The organism is Streptomyces sp. T39, assembly GCF_008042045.1.
GTDB lineage: Bacteria > Actinomycetota > Actinomycetes > Streptomycetales > Streptomycetaceae > Streptomyces.
On sequence record NZ_RDBP01000012.1, the window covers coordinates 2442998 to 2464217 of the forward strand.

The 21220-nt window shown below is 74.8% G+C and carries 15 protein-coding genes and 2 pseudogenes; 11 read left to right on the forward strand and 6 right to left on the reverse strand.

The window, feature by feature from the left end:
* Positions 1–50 precede the first annotated feature (50 nt).
* From EAO77_RS12175 to EAO77_RS12195, 4 genes are all read right to left on the reverse strand, one after another.
* Entirely contained in the window at positions 51–326 is a 276-nt protein-coding gene (locus EAO77_RS12175) for a hypothetical protein (protein ID WP_147988018.1), read from the reverse strand.
* A gap of 262 nt (positions 327–588) precedes the next feature.
* Positions 589–816 carry a DUF3107 domain-containing protein gene (locus EAO77_RS12180; RefSeq protein WP_187283194.1) on the reverse strand — a complete coding sequence of 76 codons (228 nt, stop codon included), beginning with the start codon at positions 814–816 and terminating at the stop codon, positions 589–591.
* A 120-nt stretch (positions 817–936) separates the two neighbouring features.
* Positions 937–1578, reverse strand: coding sequence for a TetR/AcrR family transcriptional regulator (locus EAO77_RS12185; RefSeq protein WP_147988019.1), 642 nt, complete (start codon positions 1576–1578; stop codon positions 937–939).
* 182 nt (positions 1579–1760) lie between these two features.
* Positions 1761–1985, reverse strand: coding sequence for a hypothetical protein (locus EAO77_RS12195; protein WP_147988020.1), 225 nt, complete (start codon positions 1983–1985; stop codon positions 1761–1763).
* Between the two features lie 136 nt (positions 1986–2121).
* On the opposite strand from EAO77_RS12195, the pseudogene EAO77_RS12200 reads away from it, so the two are divergent.
* The 8 genes and pseudogenes from EAO77_RS12200 to moeZ all read left to right on the forward strand — a co-directional run.
* Positions 2122–2286: pseudogene (locus tag EAO77_RS12200) on the forward strand (alpha/beta hydrolase); the annotation flags it as partial.
* Positions 2262–2390, forward strand: a pseudogene (locus EAO77_RS39940) (alpha/beta fold hydrolase); the annotation flags it as partial. The pseudogenes EAO77_RS12200 and EAO77_RS39940, both read left to right, overlap by 25 nt.
* A gap of 8 nt (positions 2391–2398) precedes the next feature.
* Complete coding sequence (locus EAO77_RS12210; RefSeq protein ID WP_147988021.1) at positions 2399–3628, forward strand: DUF3152 domain-containing protein; 1230 nt, start codon at positions 2399–2401, stop codon at positions 3626–3628.
* Positions 3629–3855: 227 nt separating this feature from the next.
* A complete protein-coding gene (locus EAO77_RS12215; RefSeq protein ID WP_147988022.1) occupies positions 3856–5592 on the forward strand; it encodes a DUF3492 domain-containing protein in 1737 nt (578 codons plus the stop codon).
* Positions 5589–7694: a hypothetical protein gene (locus EAO77_RS12220; protein WP_147988023.1), complete on the forward strand. Its 2106-nt coding sequence runs from the start codon at positions 5589–5591 to the stop codon at positions 7692–7694. The genes EAO77_RS12215 and EAO77_RS12220 overlap by 4 nt, the downstream gene beginning before the upstream one ends.
* A 136-nt stretch (positions 7695–7830) precedes the next feature.
* A complete protein-coding gene (locus tag EAO77_RS12225) occupies positions 7831–8790 on the forward strand; it encodes an NAD-dependent epimerase/dehydratase family protein (protein ID WP_147988024.1) in 960 nt (319 codons plus the stop codon).
* A complete protein-coding gene (locus EAO77_RS12230; RefSeq protein ID WP_147988025.1) occupies positions 8778–9539 on the forward strand; it encodes a spherulation-specific family 4 protein in 762 nt (253 codons plus the stop codon). Before EAO77_RS12225 ends, EAO77_RS12230 begins: the two co-directional genes overlap by 13 nt.
* Before the next feature lie 59 nt (positions 9540–9598).
* Complete coding sequence (gene moeZ, locus EAO77_RS12235) at positions 9599–10777, forward strand: adenylyltransferase/sulfurtransferase MoeZ (RefSeq protein ID WP_147988026.1); 1179 nt, start codon at positions 9599–9601, stop codon at positions 10775–10777.
* Positions 10778–10862: 85 nt separating this feature from the next.
* On the opposite strand, the gene EAO77_RS12240 is transcribed toward moeZ, so the two are convergent.
* Positions 10863–12440, reverse strand: a complete 1578-nt coding sequence (locus EAO77_RS12240) for an alpha/beta hydrolase (RefSeq protein ID WP_147988027.1) — start codon at positions 12438–12440, stop codon at positions 10863–10865.
* 137 nt (positions 12441–12577) lie between these two features.
* On the reverse strand, positions 12578–15307 hold the full coding sequence (locus tag EAO77_RS12245) for a YbhN family protein (protein WP_147988028.1): 2730 nt from the start codon (positions 15305–15307) through the stop codon (positions 12578–12580).
* Between the two features lie 197 nt (positions 15308–15504).
* Here EAO77_RS12245 and EAO77_RS12250 point away from each other — a divergent pair, with 197 nt between their 5' ends.
* From EAO77_RS12250 to EAO77_RS12260, 3 genes are all read left to right on the forward strand, one after another.
* A complete protein-coding gene (locus EAO77_RS12250; protein ID WP_147988029.1) occupies positions 15505–15915 on the forward strand; it encodes an MGMT family protein in 411 nt (136 codons plus the stop codon).
* A 101-nt stretch (positions 15916–16016) separates the two neighbouring features.
* Positions 16017–19751 carry an ATP-dependent helicase gene (locus tag EAO77_RS12255; RefSeq protein WP_147988030.1) on the forward strand — a complete coding sequence of 1245 codons (3735 nt, stop codon included), beginning with the start codon at positions 16017–16019 and terminating at the stop codon, positions 19749–19751.
* Positions 19752–19859: 108 nt separating this feature from the next.
* On the forward strand, positions 19860–21050 hold the full coding sequence (locus EAO77_RS12260) for a hypothetical protein (RefSeq protein ID WP_187283195.1): 1191 nt from the start codon (positions 19860–19862) through the stop codon (positions 21048–21050).
* The last annotated feature ends 170 nt before the right edge of the window (positions 21051–21220 follow it).

Sequence of the window (21220 nt, forward strand, 5' to 3'; positions counted from 1 at the left end):
TCAGTCCTCCCGGCGGCCGGGCGTCTCGTCCGGCCGCTTCCTCCTCCGGCTCAGAAAGGGAACGCGCGGTGCAGCCTGCGCGCGGAGGTGGCCGGGCGCAGCAGCAGGGAGAGCAGGACGGAGGCGATCGCGGCGGAACCGATCAGCGTCGCCGCCTCGTGCCCCGGGCCGAGCGCCACATGCGTCACGTACGCGCCGAAGAGCGCGCCGACGGTGCCCGTCGTGAAGACCGCGCGACGGGAGGGGAGGCGTTCGGAGAGGTGACGGGTGGCGGCCCAGGACAGGGCCAGTCCGATGAGGACGGAGCCGAGCGTTTCCAGGAGCACTGCTGATCACCTCACGCCGGTACGGGGCAGGATCGGTCGTAGCCCGTCCTACCCGGCACGGAGCGATCACAACCCTCTCCGAGCGGGCGACACTGGCTCTGAACAGCCAAATCCGGCAGCTCGTGCGAGAACGGACGAAGTACGGCGGGTCTCCCTTCCGGCGAACGGCGACGGGGCCCGCAGGACAGTCGATGTCCTGCGGGCCCCGTCGCCGTTCACGTGCTCGGGCGGGCGCCGGCGGCGGCAGCCGCCGGGCCGGCCCTCAGATCGCGCCGAATCCCACGCGCCGCGTGGCGCTCTCGCCGATCTCCACATAGGCGAGACGGTCGGACGGCACCAGGACCTTGCGGCCCTTGTCGTCCGTGAGGCTGAGCAGCTGCGCCTTGCCGGCCAGCGCATCGTTCACCGCGCGCTCGACCTCCTCGGCGGACTGCCCGCTCTCCAGAACGATCTCCCGGGGCGCGTGCTGCACGCCGATCTTGACCTCCACGGCTATGTCCCTCCGAACGGTCAGTGCGTTGCGCGGTCGACCGCGCCGTACGCAGCACACATTAGCCCGGACAGCGCGCCCGTCCGTCGTCGGCGGGAAACGCCAGGAGCGAACAGGGCCTCAGTGCTGCTCGCTGCCGTGCAGGGGGAAGCCCGCGATACCGCGCCAGGCGAGCGAGGTCAGCAGCTGCACCGCGGTGTCGCGCGGAATGCCGGAACCGCTGGACAGCCAGTAGCGGGCGACCACCTGGGAGACCCCGCCGAGGCCGACGGCCAGCAGCATGGACTCCTCCTTCGACAGCCCGGTGTCCCCGGCGATCACGTCCGAGATCGCCTCGGCGCACTGGAGGGAGACCCGGTCGACGCGCTCGCGCACGGCGGGCTCGTTGGTCAGGTCGGACTCGAAGACCAGGCGGAACGCGCCGCCCTCGTCCTCGACGTACGCGAAGTAGGCGTCCATCGTCGCCGCGACGCGCAGCTTGTTGTCCGTGGTCGAGGCGAGCGCCCCGCGCACGGCCTGGAGCAGCGCCTCGCAGTGCTGGTCGAGCAGCGCCAGATAGAGCTCCAGCTTCCCCGGGAAGTGCTGGTAGAGCACGGGCTTGCTGACGCCCGCGCGCTCGGCGATGTCGTCCATCGCGGCGGAGTGGTACCCCTGCGCGACGAAGACCTCCTGGGCCGCGCCCAGGAGCTGGTTCCTGCGGGCACGGCGTGGCAGGCGCGTGCCCCGCGGGCGCGCCGCCTCTGTCTGCTCTATGGCTGTCACGCCGCCTCCCAAGTGTTGAACAAGCACAGTCGTGCCGTACGCGCTGTGCGCCGCGCCCGCCATCGTACTTTTCGGTAACGACGGTGTGCGTGGTGCGGACGCAGAATTTCACGGACCGGACGGTCGCGGAAGCTGCCTGCTCGGGAGCGATACAGGGACATACCGGCGGTAAGTGCTGCAGGTTACCGGTAGTCGTCCTCGTCGAGCGTGACCACCCGGGCCTGCTCGGCGGCGTCCGCCTCGTTCGCGGCGTCGGGGTCGGCGCGGTTCACCGGGTCGTCGTGGTCCTGCCGGACGTCGGTGTGCTGTTCCGCGGCATCGGCCTCGGGGACCTCGGAGTCCTGCGGGGCGGCGTCCTGGTCGTCGTCGTGGGCGAAGGTTTCCGGCTCTGAGGGATCGACTGTCATACCGCACCGCTTTCCCTGGAATGCGCCCTTTGATACGAGCCTAGGAGGTCCGGGAGGCGGACGCCATGCCATGGGGCCGCCGCCTGTGACGGCGGACACACGGGTGGGGGCGTGATCGTCTCGTAACATTGCCCGCATGTCTTCGACCGAGCTGCCGGGAGCCCCGGCGATCGGCGCGGCCGTGGCCCCCAGGGTCGCGGCGGTGCGCGTCGCCGAGGGGGAGGAGCTGCGCTCCGTCGCCCTCCCGGGCCTCACGCTGACCGTCCGCTCCCGCCCGCGACGGCGGCGTTCCGGGACTCCCGGCTGCTGACGCTCCCGGACGCCGGGCACGTTGCGATGATGGAGTACCCGGAGACGGTCGCCCAGGCGATCCGGGAGCTGCTCGACGACTGCGGTGGGAGCTGATCCGGGGCGTGGGACGACACAGCCGCAAGGGCCCCGTACCCAAGGGCACCGGGACGCCGGGCGCACCCGGCACGCTGCCCGGTGCCCGGGAGGCGGCGGCGCCCGGCGGCGGCCGGCGCCGCAGGCCGGGCGAACAGCACGCACCGGCCCCCGGCCCCGGCGCGCCGGTCAGGGGCGGACACCCCGAGCACCACGAGTCCGGCGGCGGCTGGGGCGACTGGCAGACCGGCGCGATGCCGCAGGTGCGCAGCGCCCCGGCGCCGGCCGCCCCGGGGCCGCGGATACCGGGCCCGCGGCGCGAGTTCGTCGAGGCGTTCGACGGACCCGTACCGCCCGGTGAGCCGCGGGAGCCCGAACGCGGCGGTCCCGGCCCGGACGGCGGGGACCACGAGGACGGCGGCGTGCCCCCGGCAGCCAGGGGCGGCAGGGGCCGGGCCTTCACCGGCGTCGCCGCCGCGGCCGTGACCACGGTGCTGGCGGTGATCGTCGCGGGACAGGTCACCGAGGAGCGGCCGGACGGCGTCGGTTCGCAGTCCGCGAGCCAGGAGCGCGGTGCGGTGCAGGAGCGGCCCGACCGCTCCGAGGGCAGGGCCACACCCCAGCAGGAGTCGGAGGCGGCGCCCGCGGCGCCGGCGCCCACCTACGAGCAGCTGATGGCGGCGCAGTTCCCGATCGACCCCCGACTCAAGGGGTCGGGCGAGTTCGAGGCCGTGCCCGGCTTCGACAAGGGGCCCGGCAAGGGTCGCAGGGTCCGCTACCGCATCGACGTCGAGAAGGGGCTCGGCCTGGACGCCGGCCTCTTCGCGCGGGCCGTCCAGGAGACGCTCAACGACGACCGCAGCTGGGCGCACAACGGGGCGATGACGTTCGAACGCGTCTCCTCGGGCGAAGCGGAGTTCGTCCTCACCCTGGCGAGCCCCGGCACGACCGGCGTCTGGTGCGCCAAGTCGGGGCTCGACACCACCGTCGACAACGTCTCCTGCGACTCCGCGTCGACCGAGCGCGTGATGATCAACGCCTACCGGTGGGCGCGAGGGGCGGAGACCTACGGGCCGAAGGCGATGCACGCCTACCGGCAGATGCTCATCAACCACGAGGTCGGGCACCGGCTCGGGCACAACCACGTCAACTGCGCCACCCCGGGAGCACTTGCGCCCGTGATGCAGCAGCAGACGAAGTCGCTCGACGTCGGCGGCGTCGCCTGCCGCGCCAACCCCTGGGTGCACCCCGGGGGCTGACGACACCACGGCTCCGCCGGGCGGCCCGCCGCCATGACGGGCTGTGATCGCTGCACACCGTAGCGCGACGAAACGTCGCTCGGGTGCGAAAGTTACGTGCATTCACCCCTTCCGGTGGCGCGACGGACAACCGTCCGTCGCGCCACCGTCGCGTCCGCATAACGTCGTCCCGCTGTCAGCCGCCGGGACAACGGCGGCCGTCCACAACGGAGATCGGGGGTGCACTCGTGCGGATCGGCATGCTCACCGAGGGTGGTCCTCCCTGTGCGCCGGGTGAATCCGGGCTCTGGTGCGACCGGCTCGTCCGCGGGCTCGCGCAGCACGAGTTCGACGTCTACACCATGAGCCGCAGCGCGGCCCGGGAGGAGCCGGCGGCGCCGGCGCTTCCCCCGCATGTGCGCCTGGCGCGCACCGCGCCGCTGTGGGCACCGGCGGACGACGGCGTGAGCCTCGGACGCCGGGAGCGCCGGCGCTTCGCGCAGCACTTCGCGACCATGGCGCGGGGCGTGTGCGCGGGCGGGGACGGATTCGCCGACGGGCTCCACGGCCTCGCCGACCTCGCCCGGGACCACGGCGGCCTCCCCGCCGCGCTGCGCTCCGAAGTCGCCCTGCGCGCCCTGGAGTCCGCGTGCCGCGCGCCCGGCGCACACCGGGCGCTGCAGGCCGTGACCGTGCCCGACCTGCTGGAGGCGGCCGACCGGCTCGAACGCGCCCTGCGCCCCCTCTCTTTCGACTGGTACGAGGACGACGGGCTCGCCTCCGCGGACCTGTGCCATGCCGCTTCCGGTGGACCGGCCGCGCTGGCCGGGCTGTTGGCCAAACGCTTCTGCGGGGTCCCGCTGCTGGTCACCGAGTACGGCGTGCATCTGCGCGGCCGGTACCTGGAGGGCCGTGAGGACGGACTGAGCGCCCCGGTGCGCGCCCTTCTCGGCGCCTTCCACGGCCTCCTGGCGCGCGAGATCTACGCCGGGGCGGATGTGATCACCCCGGGCAACACCCACGCCCGCCGCTGGCAGGAGCAGTGCGGCGCCGACCGCGCCAAGCTGCGCACGGTCTACCCGGGCATGGCGGCGGACGGCTTCGCGGCGGTCGGCGAGAGCGGCGACACCGAGGGAGCGGGCGCCGGCGGGGACGGCCACACCCTGGTCTGGGTCGGTCGCGTGGAACCGGCGAAGGACCTCGTCGGCCTGCTGCACGCCTTCGCCGAGATCCGCAAGGAGGAGCCCGGCGCGAGACTGCGGCTCTTCACCGCCCCCGCCCGGGACGAGGAGAGCGCCGGTCATCTCGCGCACTGCCGTGCGCTGGCCGCGCAGCTCTTCCCGGACGAGGCCGCGGACGCGCACGCGGTGGGCGACAGCCCCGTCTCCTTCGACGAGATCGGCGGCCCCGAGGCGCCGGCACCCGCCGACGCGTACGCGGCCGGCGGTCTGGTGGTCCTCTCCAGCGTCGTCGAGGGCTTCCCGCTCAGTCTGGTCGAGGCCATGTTCTGCGGACGGGCCACGGTCTCCACGGACGTCGGCGCGGTCGTCGAGGTCATCGGCGGGACCGGGCTCGTGGTGCCCCCGCGCAATCCGCGGGCGCTCGCGGACGCCTGCCTCGCGCTGCTGCGCGACCCCGAGCGCCGTGCGCGCCTGGGAGCCGCGGCCCGGGCACGGGCCCTGGAGCTCTTCACCGTCGAACAGAACCTGGCCGCGTTCCGCGGCATCTACCTGGAACTGATCTCCCACTCCCCGGTGCGCCGGGCGACGGAGACCGTCGACGCGGACGGCGGACCGGTGCCCTTCGCGCACCCGGCCGAGTCCCACGTCGCCGGACGTCTCACCGGCGCGGCGCACGTTCCCCGCTGGGCGGCGGAGGCGGCGTCCGGCCCGCTCACCGGCGCCGGCACCCCGGACACCGCAGGCACCCGCGACATCGCCCACACCGCCGACACCACCGACACCGCGAGGGAGGTACGCCGATGAACGCGGCGCGCGCCACGGAGAACGCCTCCGTGGAGGAGGACCCGACCCCCCTGACCGACGGCCTCGCGCCGGTGACGGACGAGGACGTCGACGCCGAACACATCCGCGCCGTCTGGGAGATGGCGGCCCTGACCGCCCTCGACGGCATCCGCGGCACACCGGGGACGGGGACGGCCGGGGCACTCGGCCCGGGGCCGGCCGGCGGCGGGACGGCCGGCGGCACGGCGGATGCGCCGGGGTCCGGCGGCCCGGTCGGTGACGACGCGGCCGGCGTTCCGCTGCCCGCCGGCCCGGCCGGCGAGCTGCCCGGTGGGTCTCGCGCCGCGTGGGGCGCCGGCGCGAACGGCGGCGGCGCGGGTGAGGCCCCGGCAGCCTGCGGCCCGGTCGGTGGTGCGACGGGCGGCGCTCCGCGGCCCGGCGGGGGAGCGGGAGACGCCCAGGAGCCGGCTGGGACGGCTGCCGGCGGGCCCGGCGCCGCCCGGGGCGCCGACGGTGGCGCCGACGGGGGCGCTGCCGCGCGCGCCCGCGGCCCCGAGGACGCGGTCGCCGGTGGCGTGGGCGATGCCCTGCGGGCCGGCGACGCGGGAGGGACCGTGTGGGGCGCCGCCTCAGGAGCGGCGGCTGTCCGGAACGCTGCCGCCGGGCCGCGGCCGGAAAACCGGTCCACCGTCTCAGGAGCTGCGGATAGCCGGGACACCCCCGGGCGCCGGTCGGAGGAGTATGCCGCCGGAGGGGTGCGGCGCGAGCCGGCCGCGGACGCGGCCGTCTGGGCGGAGCCCGACACGGAGATCGCGCGGGACGGCGGCGCCGGGAACCGCACGGACCAGCAGGAGCGAGCGGCGGACGGCGGCCCGGCCGCGGCCGGGCGTTCCGCGTTCGGGGAGCGGCGAGGCGCGGGCATGTCCGGGCGTTCCGCGCCCGGGGAGCGGCGAGGCGCGGGCGCGGCCGTCCGTGCCGGGGACGAGCGCCTGACGGACCGTTTCCGCACCGGGGACGGAGCCGCCGACGCGGCCCCGCCGCGCCGGGCGGCCCGCCGGGGCGGCGGAGACCCCGTGAAGGGGCTCCTCCACCAGCACCGCGACCTGTGCGAACAGGCTGTCGACCCCTTCGAGATCGCCGCAGCCCTCGAAGCGCACGGCCTCACCGACCGCACGGCGGCGCGCTTCCGGCACCGGGACGTCTTCGCGCTCGCCGAGGAGATGTTCGCCCGCGCCGAGCGCAGCACGGCCGCCGTCCGCCCGGCGCGCGCCGCCGAACCGCGCACCGGGCGGGCGGGTGTGCCGCTGCGGGCGGCCGCACCGGGCATCGTGTGCGCGCTCGCCCTCGCTGCGGCCGCCGTCACCGACGGCGGCCAGCGGATCGCCGCCGGGGCGGCCGGAGCGCTCGCCACGGGTCTCGCGCTGCTGTACGCGCTGCGCTCCGGGCCGCTGCGCGCCCGGGGCCGCCGCACGCCCGGCGCCGCCCGGCTGTGGACGCTGTGGCTCCTCGGCTACGCCGTCTGCGGGCAGGGGCTGATCGGCGAGATCGCCGGCGGTGGCCCGGAAGGGCGGGTGCCGCTGTCCGCGGTGCCGCTGCTCTCCCTGGCCGTCGCCGTCGTCCCGGCGGCCTGGTGCGCCCGGCTCTTCGCCGTACGGGCGGGCCGGCGGATCCGGTCGAGCCGAGGGCTCGATGAGTTCGCGGCCGGCACCCGCCCGCTGCTGCTCGCCGTCGTCGCCCTCTACACCGCCGTGCTGGCCGTCCTCGCGGTCCTGACCGTTCTCGTCCTGCCGGAGGCGCCCGGGGCGGCCGGCGGTGCCGGGGCCGCCGGCCCCGTCGTCGCCCTGGGAACCCTGTTCTTCCTGGCCCGGCTGCTGATCGTGCACGGCTGCCCCGGGCCCGCGTCCGCCGCGCTCGCCACCGCCTGCGCCGTCGAGGCCGCGGTGCCCGCCCTGCTGCTGTCCGGGCGGCTGCCCGGCCTCGGCCCCCTCGCGCGCCCGGCCGAACTGCTGGTCGCGGAGTGGGGCGCCGCGGCCGTGCCCGTCCTCGCCTGCACCGGCGCCGCCCTGGCGCTCCTCGTCCACGCCTTCACCGTGCTCGTCCGGGCTTCGGCCCACACCCCCTGACCGGGCCCGGCGCACCGCGCGGAGCCGACACCGCGCAGTCCGCCGCAACCCGGCATCGACAGCGACACCTCCAAAGGAGAAAGCGCATGACCCCGCAACACCCCGTGACACCCCGTCGGCCCCAGGGGGGCGCGCGATGAGGGTGCTCCTGCTCGGTGCCAACGGATTCATCGGCCGCTTCGTGACCGAACGGCTCCTCGCCGACCCGGCCGTCCACCTGACCGCGCTCGGGCGCGGCGACGACGCCGATGTGCGGTTCGACCTGTCCGGCGGCAGCCCCGGCGCGCTGACCCGCTTCCTCGGCGCGGTCCACCCCGGGGTCGTCGTCAACTGCGCGGGCGCCACCCGCGGCAACGCCCGCGACCTCACCCGCCACAACACCGTCGCGGTCGCCACCGTCTGCGAGGCGCTCCGGCGCAGCGGCTGCGGGGCGCGGCTCGTCCAGATCGGCTGCGCCTCCGAGTACGGGCCCTCCCAGCAGGGCTCCTCCACCGCCGAGGACGCGGTGCCGCGCCCCGGCGGCCCGTACGGCGTCAGCAAGCTCGCCGCCACCGAGCTGGTGCTCGGCTCGGGCCTCGACGCCGTCGTCCTGCGGGTGTTCTCGCCCGTGGGCCCCGGCACCCCCGCCGGTTCGCCGCTCGGGCGTCTCGCCGAGGCGATGCGCCGGGCCATGCAGTCCGGGGACGGGGAGCTCAAGCTCAGCGGCCTCGGGGTGCAGCGCGACTTCGTCGACGTGCGCGACGTCGCGCGCGCCGTGCACGCCGCCTCGCTCTCCGCCGCGCAGGGTGTCGTCAACATCGGCACCGGCCGGGCGGTGAAGCTCCGGGACGCCGCGGCCGTCCTCGCCCGCGTCGCCGGCTACGCGGGCGCCCTCCACGAGCTCGACGCCCCCGGCGGGCGGCACCTCATCGGCGCCCCGCGCGGCGAGTCGGTGTCCGAGCACCTGGCGGCCACGCCCTCCCCGTATCCGGACGGCTGCGGCGCCTGGCAGCAGGCCGATGTGCGCACCGCCCGCGACCGCCTGGGCTGGCGGCCCCGCATCAACCTGGAGGAGTCGCTCGCCGACATCTGGATGGAGGCGGCATGCCGCATCTGACGAGCACCGGCGCCAAGCAGTCGGCGACCGGGGCCGAGCGGCTCGGCTTCGGCGTGCCCGGCTACGCGCATCCGCTGCTCGCTCCCCGGGAATGGGCCGGGCTGACGCGGCCGGGCACCCCCTTGCACTGGGTGGTCCTCAACGTGTCCAACGGCCCGGGCGCCCGCCCGGACCCGCACTGCCTGGAGGCCGCGGGGCGCCTCGCCAACGCCGGCGTGCGGGTGCTCGGCCACCTCGACCTGGCCTACGGCGCACGGTCGTTCGGGGATGTGGTCGCCGACGCCCAGCAGTTCGCCGACTGGTACAAGGTCGGCGGCTTCCTGCTGGACCGCTGCCCGGTGGAACGGGCCCAACTGGCCCAGGTGCGGCGCACGACGGCGACCCTGGACGCCGTGCTGGACGGCGGGCATCTGGTCCTCGGTCACGGGACGCATCCCTACCCCGGTTACGCGGAGGCGGCCGACCAGCTCGTCACCTTCTCCGGCGCCTGGGCCGACTACCGCTGGTCGCAGGTGGCGGAGTGGACGGCGGACCATCCGCCCGAGCGGTTCGCGCACTTCGTGCACGGCGTCCCGCGCACGCATCTGGAGGAGGCCACCCGCATCGCCCGCTGGCAGGGCGCGGGCACGATCTTCTTCACCGACCGCGGTGGTTCGAGGGGAGGAAAGGGGCACAGCAGTCCATTCGAGGCGCTGCCCGGCTACTGGGACGAAATCGTCTCGCAGATCGGACCGGGTGTCTCGGAATGAGAAGGGCCGTGGCAGTGTTACCGGAGAACAACCGTACTTACCCAACCGACGGAGCCCCCGTGTCGCTGCCACCCCTGGTCGAGCCGGCTGCCGAGCTCACCGTAGACGAGGTCCGCAGGTACTCCCGCCACCTGATCATCCCCGACGTGGGCATGGACGGGCAGAAGCGGCTGAAGAACGCCAAGGTGCTGGCCGTGGGAGCGGGCGGCCTCGGTTCGCCGGCGCTGATGTACCTGGCCGCGGCCGGGGTCGGCACGCTCGGCATCGTGGAGTTCGACGAGGTCGACGAGTCGAACCTGCAGCGCCAGATCATCCACAGCCAGGCGGACATCGGCCGTTCCAAGGCGGAGTCCGCCCGCGACACGGTCAAGGGCATCAACCCCTACGTCGACGTGATCCTTCACGAAGAGCGGCTCGAGGCCGAGAACGTGATGGAGATCTTCAGCCAGTACGACCTCATCGTCGACGGCACCGACAACTTCGCGACCCGCTACCTGGTCAACGACGCGTGCGTGCTGCTGAACAAGCCGTACGTCTGGGGCTCGATCTACCGCTTCGACGGTCAGGCCTCGGTGTTCTGGTCCGAGCACGGTCCCTGCTACCGCTGCCTCTACCCGGAGCCCCCGCCGCCGGGCATGGTCCCCTCCTGCGCCGAGGGCGGCGTGCTGGGCGTGCTCTGCGCGTCCATCGGCTCCATCCAGGTCAACGAGGCGATCAAGCTGCTCGCCGGCATCGGGGAGCCGCTCGTCGGCCGCCTGATGATCTACGACGCCCTGGAGATGCAGTACCGCCAGGTGAAGGTCCGCAAGGACCCGAACTGCGCGGTCTGCGGCGAGAACCCGACCGTCACCGAGCTCATCGACTACGAGGCCTTCTGCGGCGTCGTGTCCGAGGAGGCCCAGGAGGCGGCGGCCGGTTCGACGATCACTCCCAAGCAGCTCAAGGAGTGGATCGACGACGGCGAGAACATCGACATCATCGACGTCCGCGAGGTCAACGAGTACGAGATCGTCTCGATCCCGGGCGCTCGGCTGATCCCCAAGAACGAGTTCCTGATGGGCAGCGCCCTCCAGGACCTGCCCCAGGACAAGAAGATCGTCCTGCATTGCAAGACGGGTGTCCGCAGCGCGGAAGTCCTCGCGGTGCTGAAGTCCGCCGGCTTCGCCGACGCCGTGCACGTCGGCGGCGGGGTCATCGGCTGGGTCCACCAGATCGAGCCGGAGAAGCCCGTCTACTGACGCCCGGCACCGAACGGCGCCGAGAGCCCCGGACCGCTCGCGCGGTCCGGGGCTCTCGCATGCCGGGGGCGCGCCCCGTGCCGTCCTACCGGCAGACCGTTCCGTCCTTCGGCACCCGACCGTCCAGCAGATAGCCGTTCACCGCCCGGTCCACGCAGGCGCTGTTCCCGTACGCGCCGTGGCCCTCGCCGCGGTACGTCATCCGCACGCCGACGCCCTCGCCGAGGGCCTCGGCCATCCGCTGGGCGCCCTCGTACGGCGTGGCCGGGTCGCCCGTGTTGCCGATCACGAGGATCGGCGCGGCGCCCGGGGCCGACACGTCGGGGTGGGTCCAGGTGCCGGGGACGGGCCACTCGGTGCAGCCCAGCAGCCCCCAGCCGAGGAACGTGCCGAAGACGGGGGAGGCCTTCTCGAAGCGCGGCAGCGCCGCCCGGGTCTGCTCCAGCGTGTACCGCTCCTTGGAGTCGACGCAGCCGATGGCCGCGCCCGCGGCCTGGCTGTTGCTGTAGGTCCCGTTCTCGTTGCGGCCGGTCAGCGCGTCGGAGAAGGCCATCAGCAGGGCTCCGTCGCCGCCCTCCGCCTCGTCCAGCGCCTGCTCCAGGAGCTCCCAGTACTCGCGGGAGTACAGGGTCTGGGCGATTCCGTTCAGGCCCTGGCTCTGCGTCAGCTCCCGGCCGCCGATGCCGGGGATCGGCTTGGCGTCCAGGCCGTCGAGGAAGCGGATGATCCAGTCCTGGATCTCGCCCACGGTCGAACCGGGCAGCCGGCAGTCGTCCCCGCGCGAGACGCAGTCCTCCAGGAAGTTCGTGAGCGCGAGCTGGAATCCCTCGGCCTGGCCGAGCGAGCCCTGCTCGGAGGTCTCGGTCGGGTCCACCACGGCGTCGAAGACGGCGCGTCCCACGTTCTGCGGGAACAGATGGGCGTAGACGCCGCCGAGTTCGGTGCCGTACGAGATGCCGAAGTAGTGCAGCTTGTCGTCGCCGAGCACCTGGCGCATCAGGTCCATGTCGCGTGCGGCCTCGGTCGTGCCGACGTGGGGCAGCTGCTCGCCGGAGTTGTCCTCGCAGGCGTCGGCGAACGACGTGAGGCTCTCGGTGAAGGTCTCGACCTCCGCCGGGGTGTCGGGTGTGGAGTCCTCGGCGACCCACTCCTCCATCTGCTGGTCGTCCAGGCACTCCACGGGGACGCTGCGACCCACCCCGCGCGGGTCGAAGCTCACCAGGTCGTAGCGGGTGCGCAGGGTGCCGTAGTCGACGGCGGCCGCGGGCAGGGTGGCGACACCGGAGCCGCCGGGGCCGCCGAAGTTGAAGACCAGGGAGCCGATGCGCCGGTCCGGCTCGGAGGCCCGGGCGCGTATGAGCGCGAGTTCGATGGTGTCGCCGCCGGGATCGTCGTAGTCGAGCGGCGCCTGCATGAAGGAGCACTCCCACTGGGCGCCGCCGGGCAGCGGGGACGGCTTGGTGCCGCCGCCCTCCGCCTGCGACGGCGCCGGACACGGCTGCCAGTCCAGTTTCTGCGCGGCGAAGTCCGTCGCGTCGTCCCCGCCGTCCCCGTTCCCGTCACCGGAGCAGCCGGCGGCGGTCAGCAGGACGGCGAGGGCTGCGGCCGATGCGGCGGCGCGGCGGGCGGCGGCGGTGCGGCGGGCGGCGGAAGTGGTCGGCATGCGGCCATCGTGCGCCGCGCCCGGATGCGCCGCACGGGCGACGGGCCCATGCGGGTGGCGTACCGCCCCGTGCTCCCTACGGGTGCCGGTGCGGGGCCGTCCGGGTGGACTTCAGCGCCGGGATCTGGACGCGGGCCTCACAGCGAGCCCTTGCGGGTGAGGTGGTTGAACGCGAACCACCCGGGCAGCACCGGCAGCCAGAGCGTCATCATCCGGTACAGCAGGACCGCGGGGGCGGCGACCTCCTTCGGCACGCCGACCAGCACCAGACCGCCCAGCAGCGCGCCCTCCACCGCGCCCACACCGCCGGGCGTCGGCGCGGCCGAACCGAGGGCGTTGCCCGCCAGGAAGACCACGGCGATGCTCGCGTAGCTGATCGGCTGGTTGCCGTCGTCGACCGCCCGGATCGAGGCGTCCAGGCACATCACGAACAGGCCCGTCAGCAGCAGCATGCCGCCGATGCCGGTGAGCAGCTTCATCGGCCGCTGGAGCACGTCCAGCATGCGCGGCACCACACCGGCGAACAGCGAACGCAGCCGGGTGGCGACGAACTTGCGCAGGAACGGGATGGCCGTCACCACCAGCACCAGCACGGCGACCGTCAGCAGACCGGCGATCACCGTCCTCGACGGGGTGAAGGAGGCCGTGCGCTCGGTCCCGGTCAGATAGCCGAAGAGCAGCAGCAGCAGGATGTGGCAGCCGAGGCCGAACAGCTGCGAGGCGCCGACGCTCGCCACCGCCAGACCGGGACGCACCCCCGACCGCTGGAGGAAGCGGGTGTTCAGCGCCACACCGCCGACCGCCGCGGGGGCCACGATCTTGACGAACGAGCCGGCCACCTGCGCCCACACCGTGGGCCGGAACCCGACGCGCTCGGGCACGAAGCCGAGCAGGCTCATGGCCGCCGCGAGATAGCTGAGCGCCGAGAACGCCAGCGCCGCGGCGACCCAGCCCCAGTGCGCGCGCTCGAAGACCGTGCCGAAGTCGATGCCCGCGATCTGCGACAGCAGGAAGTACGCGGCGACGGCCCCGGCGATGAAGCTGACGAGCGTACGCGGCCTGATGCGCTCCAGACGGACCGGTTCCACCGGCGCCTGCGGTCTGATCAGCAGTACCTGGGCGCGGATCTGGGAGAGCAGGTCCTCCTCGCGGGCCTCCTCCAGCGCCTCGTCGACGGCCCGCTTGTCGGCCTGCCGCTCCGCCTTCTCGACCTTCCGGGCGGCCTTGCGGTCGTCCTTGCGCTCGTCGGCGGCCGGCGTCCCGGCGTCGCCGTGGTCCCGCCGGGCGGCGGCCGATGCCTCCAGCACCGCCTCGCGCTCGCGCGCCGCCCGCTCGCGGGCCTGCTGGCGCAGCGTCGCCCGGGTGGAGCGGCTCAGCGCGATCGGCTGGAGCAGCGGCAGACAGTCGGCCACCGTGTCCGGCCCGAGCACCTCGACCGCCGCGGCGACCGCCCGCTCCGCGCCGACCCGCAGGCCCAGCGTGGCCAGCAGCTGGGCGATGTCCATCCGCAGGACCAGATCGCCGGCCGCGATCTCGCCGCCGCGCAGGTCCGTGACGATCACCCGGCCCGTGGCGTCGACCATGATCGCGTCACCGGCCAGTCTGCGGTGCGCGATCCGGCGCGACTGGAGCGCCTTGACCTGGCGCCAGGCGCCGAGCACCACGTCGTCGGTGATCTCCTCGTCGGCGAGGGAGTCGAGCAGCCGGCCGCCCTGGTGCTCGTAGACGAGCATCACGGCGTCGGGGCCGAGCTCGGAGGTGGCGATGAGCTTGGGCGCGTTGGCGCCGGCGGCGATCGCCGCGTACGCCAGCAGGGCCTCCTGCTCCAGCGCCTGACGCAACGACTGGATGGAGCGGCGGGTGGTGATCGAGCGCAGGGTCAGGCGGCGCCACACCCGGTAGAAGAAGCCGTGCGCCTGCTGCTCGCGGTCGACGACGGTCACGTCCAGCGGAGGGCCGTCCTCCAGCGACACGATGTAGCGCCGGCCGCGGTCCTGGTCGGTGTGCTCCGGGGTGTCCTCGGCGCGCATCGCGCTCACCGGGTGGAACCCGACGTGCCGCAGACCGGCCAGCAGGGTCTGGCCGGTGGGGCGGACGTTCGGCGAGCCGACCGCGTAGAGGGTGCCGTACGCCACGGTCCAGCCGAGGAGGACCGTCAGGATGATGGAGAACGGTGTGGTGTAGCCCGCAACCAGCATGGCGAAGGCGTCGAGCAGCAGGACGACCCAGAGGATCACCCGCCAGCGGGGTCTGCGGGCCATCCCGACCGCCGTCATGTAGGCGATGACGGGTGCGAGATAGCCGTGCACCGGGTCGGTCAGGCCGTCCGCGCGGGCCTGGGTCAGCGCGTCCTGGAGGCTGCCGGGGGCGCCCCGCGAGACCCACAGGTCGGTGGCGAGCGTCACACCGTGGGCCAGGACCGCGGCCAGCACGCCGTCGGCGATCCGCAGCCCGTCCCGTTTCACCAGCCGTTCGATGGCGAAGGCCACGGGCACCAGCAGCACCGCGATGCTCGACACCAGACCCGCGATCTTGACCAGCAGGTCGGGCGCCTGGTCGGTGCCCTTGCTGATGTCGGACTCGAGACCGGTCGTGGTGCCCTGGGCGAAGGCGGCGACGGCGAGCACGAGCGCGATGACCAGGATGCCGAGGAGCAGGCGCATCAGGTCCGAGGGGCGGTGGACCCGGGCGGCGAGCAGCGGTTCGTCGCCGGAGACCCGGTCGGCTCCGGCCTGCGCGCTCACCGCGGTGGCGCCGGCCGGGACAGCGGCGTCGGCGCCTGCGCCGTGCGCGGGCGCGCCGCCGGGGACGGACGCGTCAGGGTGCGGCCCGGACTCCGGGCCGTCCGTCGCGTGAGGAGCCTGCACGCCCTGCTCCTTCGCCGTCTCGGTCTCTTCTTGATCTCGTATCACCAGTCACCGCCCGCACGATGGTGGCACGACCCGGCGACAGAGGCGGGTATCAGGGTGTTTTGCGGACGACAAGTGTGCCCGAGATATCTGGATTCGTTGCCGTTGCTCCGATTCTCCCCCGGCCGGGGGCGTTGTCGGTGGCGTGCGGCAGGATGGGACGGATGGACGACCGGATGGGCGAGACGCCCGAGTACCCCGACTACGCCGAGCGCGTGCTCGAGGTCGCCGAGCTGATCCCCGGGGGCCGGGTGATGACCTACGGGGACGTCGCCGAATGGCTCGGCGAGGGCGGTCCGCGGCAGGTCGGCAGAGCCATGGCGCTCTACGGCGGCGCCGTCCCGTGGTGGCGCGTCGTCCGGGCGGACGGGGTCCTGCTGCCCGGCCACGAGCTGCGCGCCCTGGAGCGGTACCGTGCGGAGGGCACGCCGCTGCGCGAGGCGTCCCGGAGCGCCGAGGGGCACGTGCCCCGCCTGGACATGAAGCGGGCCCGGTGGGACGGCGCCGCTCCCGGGCCGGCCCCGGCGGACGGCACCGCCGCCGCGCGCGGTGCACGGGTCACATGAAGCGGCGGCCACCCGTACGGCACGAACCGGCGTAGCCTCGCCGGCGCGCGGCGCACGCCGCCTTCTCACCACCAGCACACCCACCAGGACCGGCGATCCACGTGAGTTCCTCCTCCACCACGGGGCGTACGACGTACCCGCATCAGGTACGGCGGAGGCCCACGGGTGCGTACCGGCTGGTGCGCACACCGCCGGCCCCCATGGATCCCCCTCAGCTGGACGCAGCGCAGCGCGCGGTGGTTGATCACGGCGACGGGCCGCTGCTCGTCCTCGCCGGACCGGGCACCGGCAAGACCACGACGCTGGTGGAGTCCGTCGCCGCCCGGATCGCCCGCGGCCAGGACCCCGCCCGGATCCTGGTGCTCACCTTCAGCCGCAAGGCCGCGGTGGAACTGCGCGACCGGATGGCCCTGCGGCTCGGCGGCGCCCACGGTCCCCAGGCGACCACCTTCCACTCCTTCTGCTACGCGCTGATCCGCGCCCACCAGGACGCCGACCTCTTCTCCGAGCCGCTGCGGCTGCTGTCCGGCCCCGAGCAGGACGTCGCCCTGCGCGAGCTGCTCACCGGGCACATCGCCCTCGAACGCGACGGGCTGGCGGGCCTCCGCTGGCCCGGCGACCTGCGCGCCTGCCTGACCACCCGGGGCTTCGCCGACGAGGTCCGCGCGGTGCTCGCGCGCAGCCGGGAGCTCGGCCTCGGCCCGGACGCCCTCGCCCGCTTCGCGGAGCGCACCGGCCGCCCCGACTGGGGCGCCGCCGCCGCGTTCCTCGCCGAGTACCTGGACGTGCTCGACATGCAGGGGGTGCTCGACTACGCGGAGCTGGTGCACCGCGCCGTGCTGCTCGCCGAGCGCGAGCTCGCGCCGGGCGACTTCCCCTACGACGCGGTCTTCGTGGACGAGTACCAGGACACCGACCCGGCCCAGGTCCGGCTGCTCCACGCGCTGGCCGGCGGCGGCCGCACCCTGGTCGCCTTCGGCGACCCCGACCAGTCGATCTACGCCTTCCGCGGCGCCGACGTGAACGGCATCCTCGACTTCCCGGACGCCTTCCCCCGCCGGGACGGCCGGCCCGCCGGGGTCGCCGTCCTGACGACGTCCCGGCGCAGCGGCACCGGGCTCCTGGAGGCGACCCGGCAGCTGGCCCGCCGGATGCCGCTGACCCGGCTGCCGGCCGAGCGGGTCCGCGCGCACCGGGAGCCGTCCGCGGTGCGCGAGGGCGGCCGGGTGGAGGTCTTCACCTATCCGACGGCGTCCACCGAGACGGGCAACATCGCCGACATCCTGCGCCGCGCGCACCTGGAGGACGGCGTCCCCTGGCGCGAGATGGCCGTCCTCGTCCGCGCGGGCGGCCGCACCATCCCGACCCTGCGCCGCGCCCTGACCTCGGCCGGTGTCCCGGTGGAGGTCTCCGGCGACGACATCCCCCTGCGCCACGAGCCCGCCGTCGCCCCGCTCCTGACCGCCCTGCGCGTCTCCGCGACGGCGACGGCATCGCCCGGGGCGGACCGGACGCAGGGCGCCGCGGGTGGCGGGGCGGCGGACGGGGACGCGGGTGCTGCCGCCGTATCGCCGGGGGGCGCTGCGGAGACCGCGGGGGACGCGGCGGGCGCCGGGGACGCGGGCGACGGGCCGGCCGGCGGCTCGGCCGGCGACGCCACGGGCGGCGACGGGCCGGGGGCCTCCTCCGGCGGCCCCGCTTCCGCGGGAGCGGATCCGGCCGGCGGCCCGGGGGGCGTGGGCGTCTCAGTTGTGGAAGCAGGCTCCCCCACCGACGGTGACGAGGACGGGGGCCCGCTCCCGGAGGGCCCCGCGCAGGGCGCCGCGACGGCGGTCGGCGGCGCGCGTGCGGACGGGGACGAGCCGGGCCCGGGCACGGAGGCCGCCGCGGGCGCCGGAGACGCGGCGGTCGAGGGCCCCGGGGCCGGCGGCGACCCGCGGACGGGGGAGGCGACGCGGTTCGGGGGGATGGACGCGGAGACGGCGATCGGGCTGCTGACCTCACCCCTCGGGGGCATGGACACCGCCGATCTGCGCCGGCTCGGCCGCGCGCTGCGGGACGAGGAGCGGGCCGGCGGCAACCGGGTGCCGCCGCCGTCCGACGTGCTCCTCGCCCGCGCCCTCGCCGAGCCGGAGCGCCTGGTCGCGCACGACGCCTCGTACGCACGCGGCGCGCAGCGGCTCGGCGCCCTGCTGCGCAGGACGCGTGACCTCCTCGCCGGCGGCGGCACCGCCGAGGAGGCGCTCTGGCTGCTCTGGGACGGCACCTCCTGGCCGCAGCGGCTGGAGCGCGCCGCCTTCCGCGGGGGCGCGGGCGGCCGCAACGCCGACCGGGACCTCGACGCGGTGTGCGCCCTCTTCGAGACCGCCGCCCGCGCCGAGGAGCGCACCGGCGGCCGGGGCGCCCTCAACTTCATCGAGGAGCTCGACGCCCAGGACATCGCCGCCGACACCCTCTCCCGCCGGGAGGCCCGCCCCGACGCCGTACGCCTGATGACCGCGCACCGCTCCAAGGGCCTGGAGTGGAGCCTGGTCGTGGTCGCCGGCGTGCAGGAAGGGCTCTGGCCCGACCTGCGGCGGCGCGGTTCGCTGCTGGAGGCCGACCGCATCGGCCGGGACGGTCTCGCCGAGCCGCTGCCCCCGGGCGCCCTGCTGGCGGAGGAGCGGCGGCTGTTCTACGTGGCCGCGACCCGCGCGCGCGACCGCCTCGTGGCCACCGCCGTCAAGGCCCCGGCGGACGACGGCGACCAGCCCTCCCGCTTCCTCACCGAGCTGGGCGTCGAGCCCCGCGACATCACCGGCCGCCCCCGGCGTCCGCTCGCCGTCGCCCCCCTCGTCGCCGAACTGCGTGCCACGACCGTCGACCCGGCCGCGTCGCCCGCGCTGCGCGACGCGGCGGCCCGCCGGCTGGCCCGGCTCGCCGCGCTCAGCGACGAGGAGGGGCAGCCGCTGGTCCCGTCGGCGCATCCGTACCGCTGGTGGGGCATGTTCGACCCGACGCACAGCGCGGTGCCGCTGCGCGACCGGGACCGGCCCGTCGCCCTGTCCGGCAGCGCCCTGGACCAGCTCGCCAACACCTGCGCCCTCCAGTGGTTCCTGGGACGCGAGGTCAAGGCGGACGTCCCGGCCACCGCCGCCCAGGGATTCGGCAACGTGATCCATGTGCTGGCCGACGAGGTGGCCTCCGGCCGCACACCGGCCGATCTCGCCGTCCTCATGGAGCGCCTCGACTCCGTCTGGGACGGCCTGGTCTTCGACGCGCCCTGGAAGTCCGCCCAGGAGAAGGAACACGCCCGCACCGCCCTGGAGCGCTTCCTGCGCTGGCATGTGACGGACCGTGGGGGCCGGGTGTCCGCGGCAACCGAGCACGACTTCGACGTGACACTGGAGGCCGGCGCCTACGAGGTGCGCATCCGCGGCTCCATGGACCGGGTGGAGCGGGACGCCGAGGGACGGGCCTACGTCGTCGACTTCAAGACCGGCAAGCAGGCGCCGACCCGTGACGAGGTCGCCCGCCACCCCCAGCTCGCCGTGTACCAGCTCGCCGTCCGGGAGGGGGCCGTGGACGACGTCTTCGACGGCCGGCGTCCCGAGCCCGGCGGCGCGGAACTCGTCCACCTGCGGCAGGCGGCCCCGCAGAAGGAGGGCGGCGAGGCGCTGCCCAAGGTGCAGGCCCAGGAGGCGCCGTCGGGGGAGTGGGTGGGCGAGCTGCTGGCCACCGCCGCGGGCCGGGTGCTCGACGAACGCTTCACGCCGTCCGCAGGTCAGCACTGCACCCATTGCACCTTCCGGGCGTCGTGCAGCGCGCAGCCGGAGGGCCGCCAAATAGTGGAATGATCGGTGTTTTGCGTCAGATCATCCCTTGTGTCGCTGCCCGGGTGCATCCAATGAAGGTCACCGCGGCCCGTCCGGGCCTCGGCTGACGGACCTTCGAGGAGAGAACACATGGCCACGAGGAAGTCCCTGACAGCGGCGATCGTGTGCGTCGGCACGATGGCGGGTCTCGCGGGCTGCTCCCAGGACGGCGACGTCCGGGCGGGGAGCGCGGCGGGCAACCGCAAGGAGCCGGTGGCGGCGACGAGCGCCGCGACGGCCGGTCCGTTCAAGGGGCTGAGCGCCGACCGGATCGCGGACAAGGCGGTCGCGGCCACGAAGGGCGCCGATTCGCTGCGGATGGCCGGGGCGATCGAGAGCGACGGCGACCCGGTCACCGTCGACCTGGCCATGGACTCCCAGGACAACTGCACGGGCGACCTCGGCGTCAAGGGCGGCCGGGCCGAGCTCCGCAGGCTGAGTGACGTGATCTATCTGAAGGGCGACGGCGCCTTCTGGCGGGCCACCATGGACGAGCGTGCCTCGGCGTCCCCCGACGGCGGCGGGGACGGCGTCGTCGAGCTGATGACGGACCGCTGGATCAAGATGCCCGGGAGCGCCATCGACGACATGCGGGGCGTGTGCGACCTCGACGCCATGCTCTCCGAACTCGACGACGGGGAGAAGCCCACCGGCATGACGCTCGGCAAGGACGCCGAGGTCGACGGTGTCCCCGCCGCCGTGCTGGTGAAGAAGGAGGGCCGCGAGACGACGACCGCGTACGTGACGAAGGAGGGCAGGCCCTACCTCCTGAAGGTCGTCAGGGCCGGCGGGGACGACGCGGGCACGGTCGCGTTCTCGGACTTCGACAAGCCGGTACGGGTCCAGGCGCCCCCGTCCGACGAGGTGGTCGACCTGGAGAAGCTCGGCGGGGAGACGGGGGCGGACCCGTCGGACGGGGCCTCGGCCGACTCCGACAGCGACTCCGGCACCGGGACCGGGCCGTCCACGGAGCCGTCGTCCCCGCCCGGCGGGGACGACGCGGGCACGGTCGCGTTCTCGGACTTCGACAAGCCGGTACGGGTCCAGGCGCCCCCGTCCGACGAGGTGGTCGACCTGGAGAAGCTCGGCGGGGAGACGGGGGCGGACCCGTCGGACGGGGCCTCGGCCGACTCCGACAGCGACTCCGGCACCGGGACCGGGCCGTCCACGGAGCCGTCGTCCCCGCCCTCGTCCTCGCCGTCGGCCGAGGAGGTCCCGGAGGACGGGGACGAGACCGGCTTCGGCGCCGGATCCGAGCAGGACGGCTCCGGCACGTCCTGAGAGCGGCTCCGGCGCCTGCAGGCGAACGGCGCCCGCGCGACCCGGCACGTGCAGGCGACGGCGCCCGCGCGACCCGGCGGCGGCTCCGGCACGTCATGACGACCGCTCCGGCACGTCCCGGCGGGGAGGGGCGGTCCGGCGGGCGGCGACGACTGTCGGATGTCCCGGTT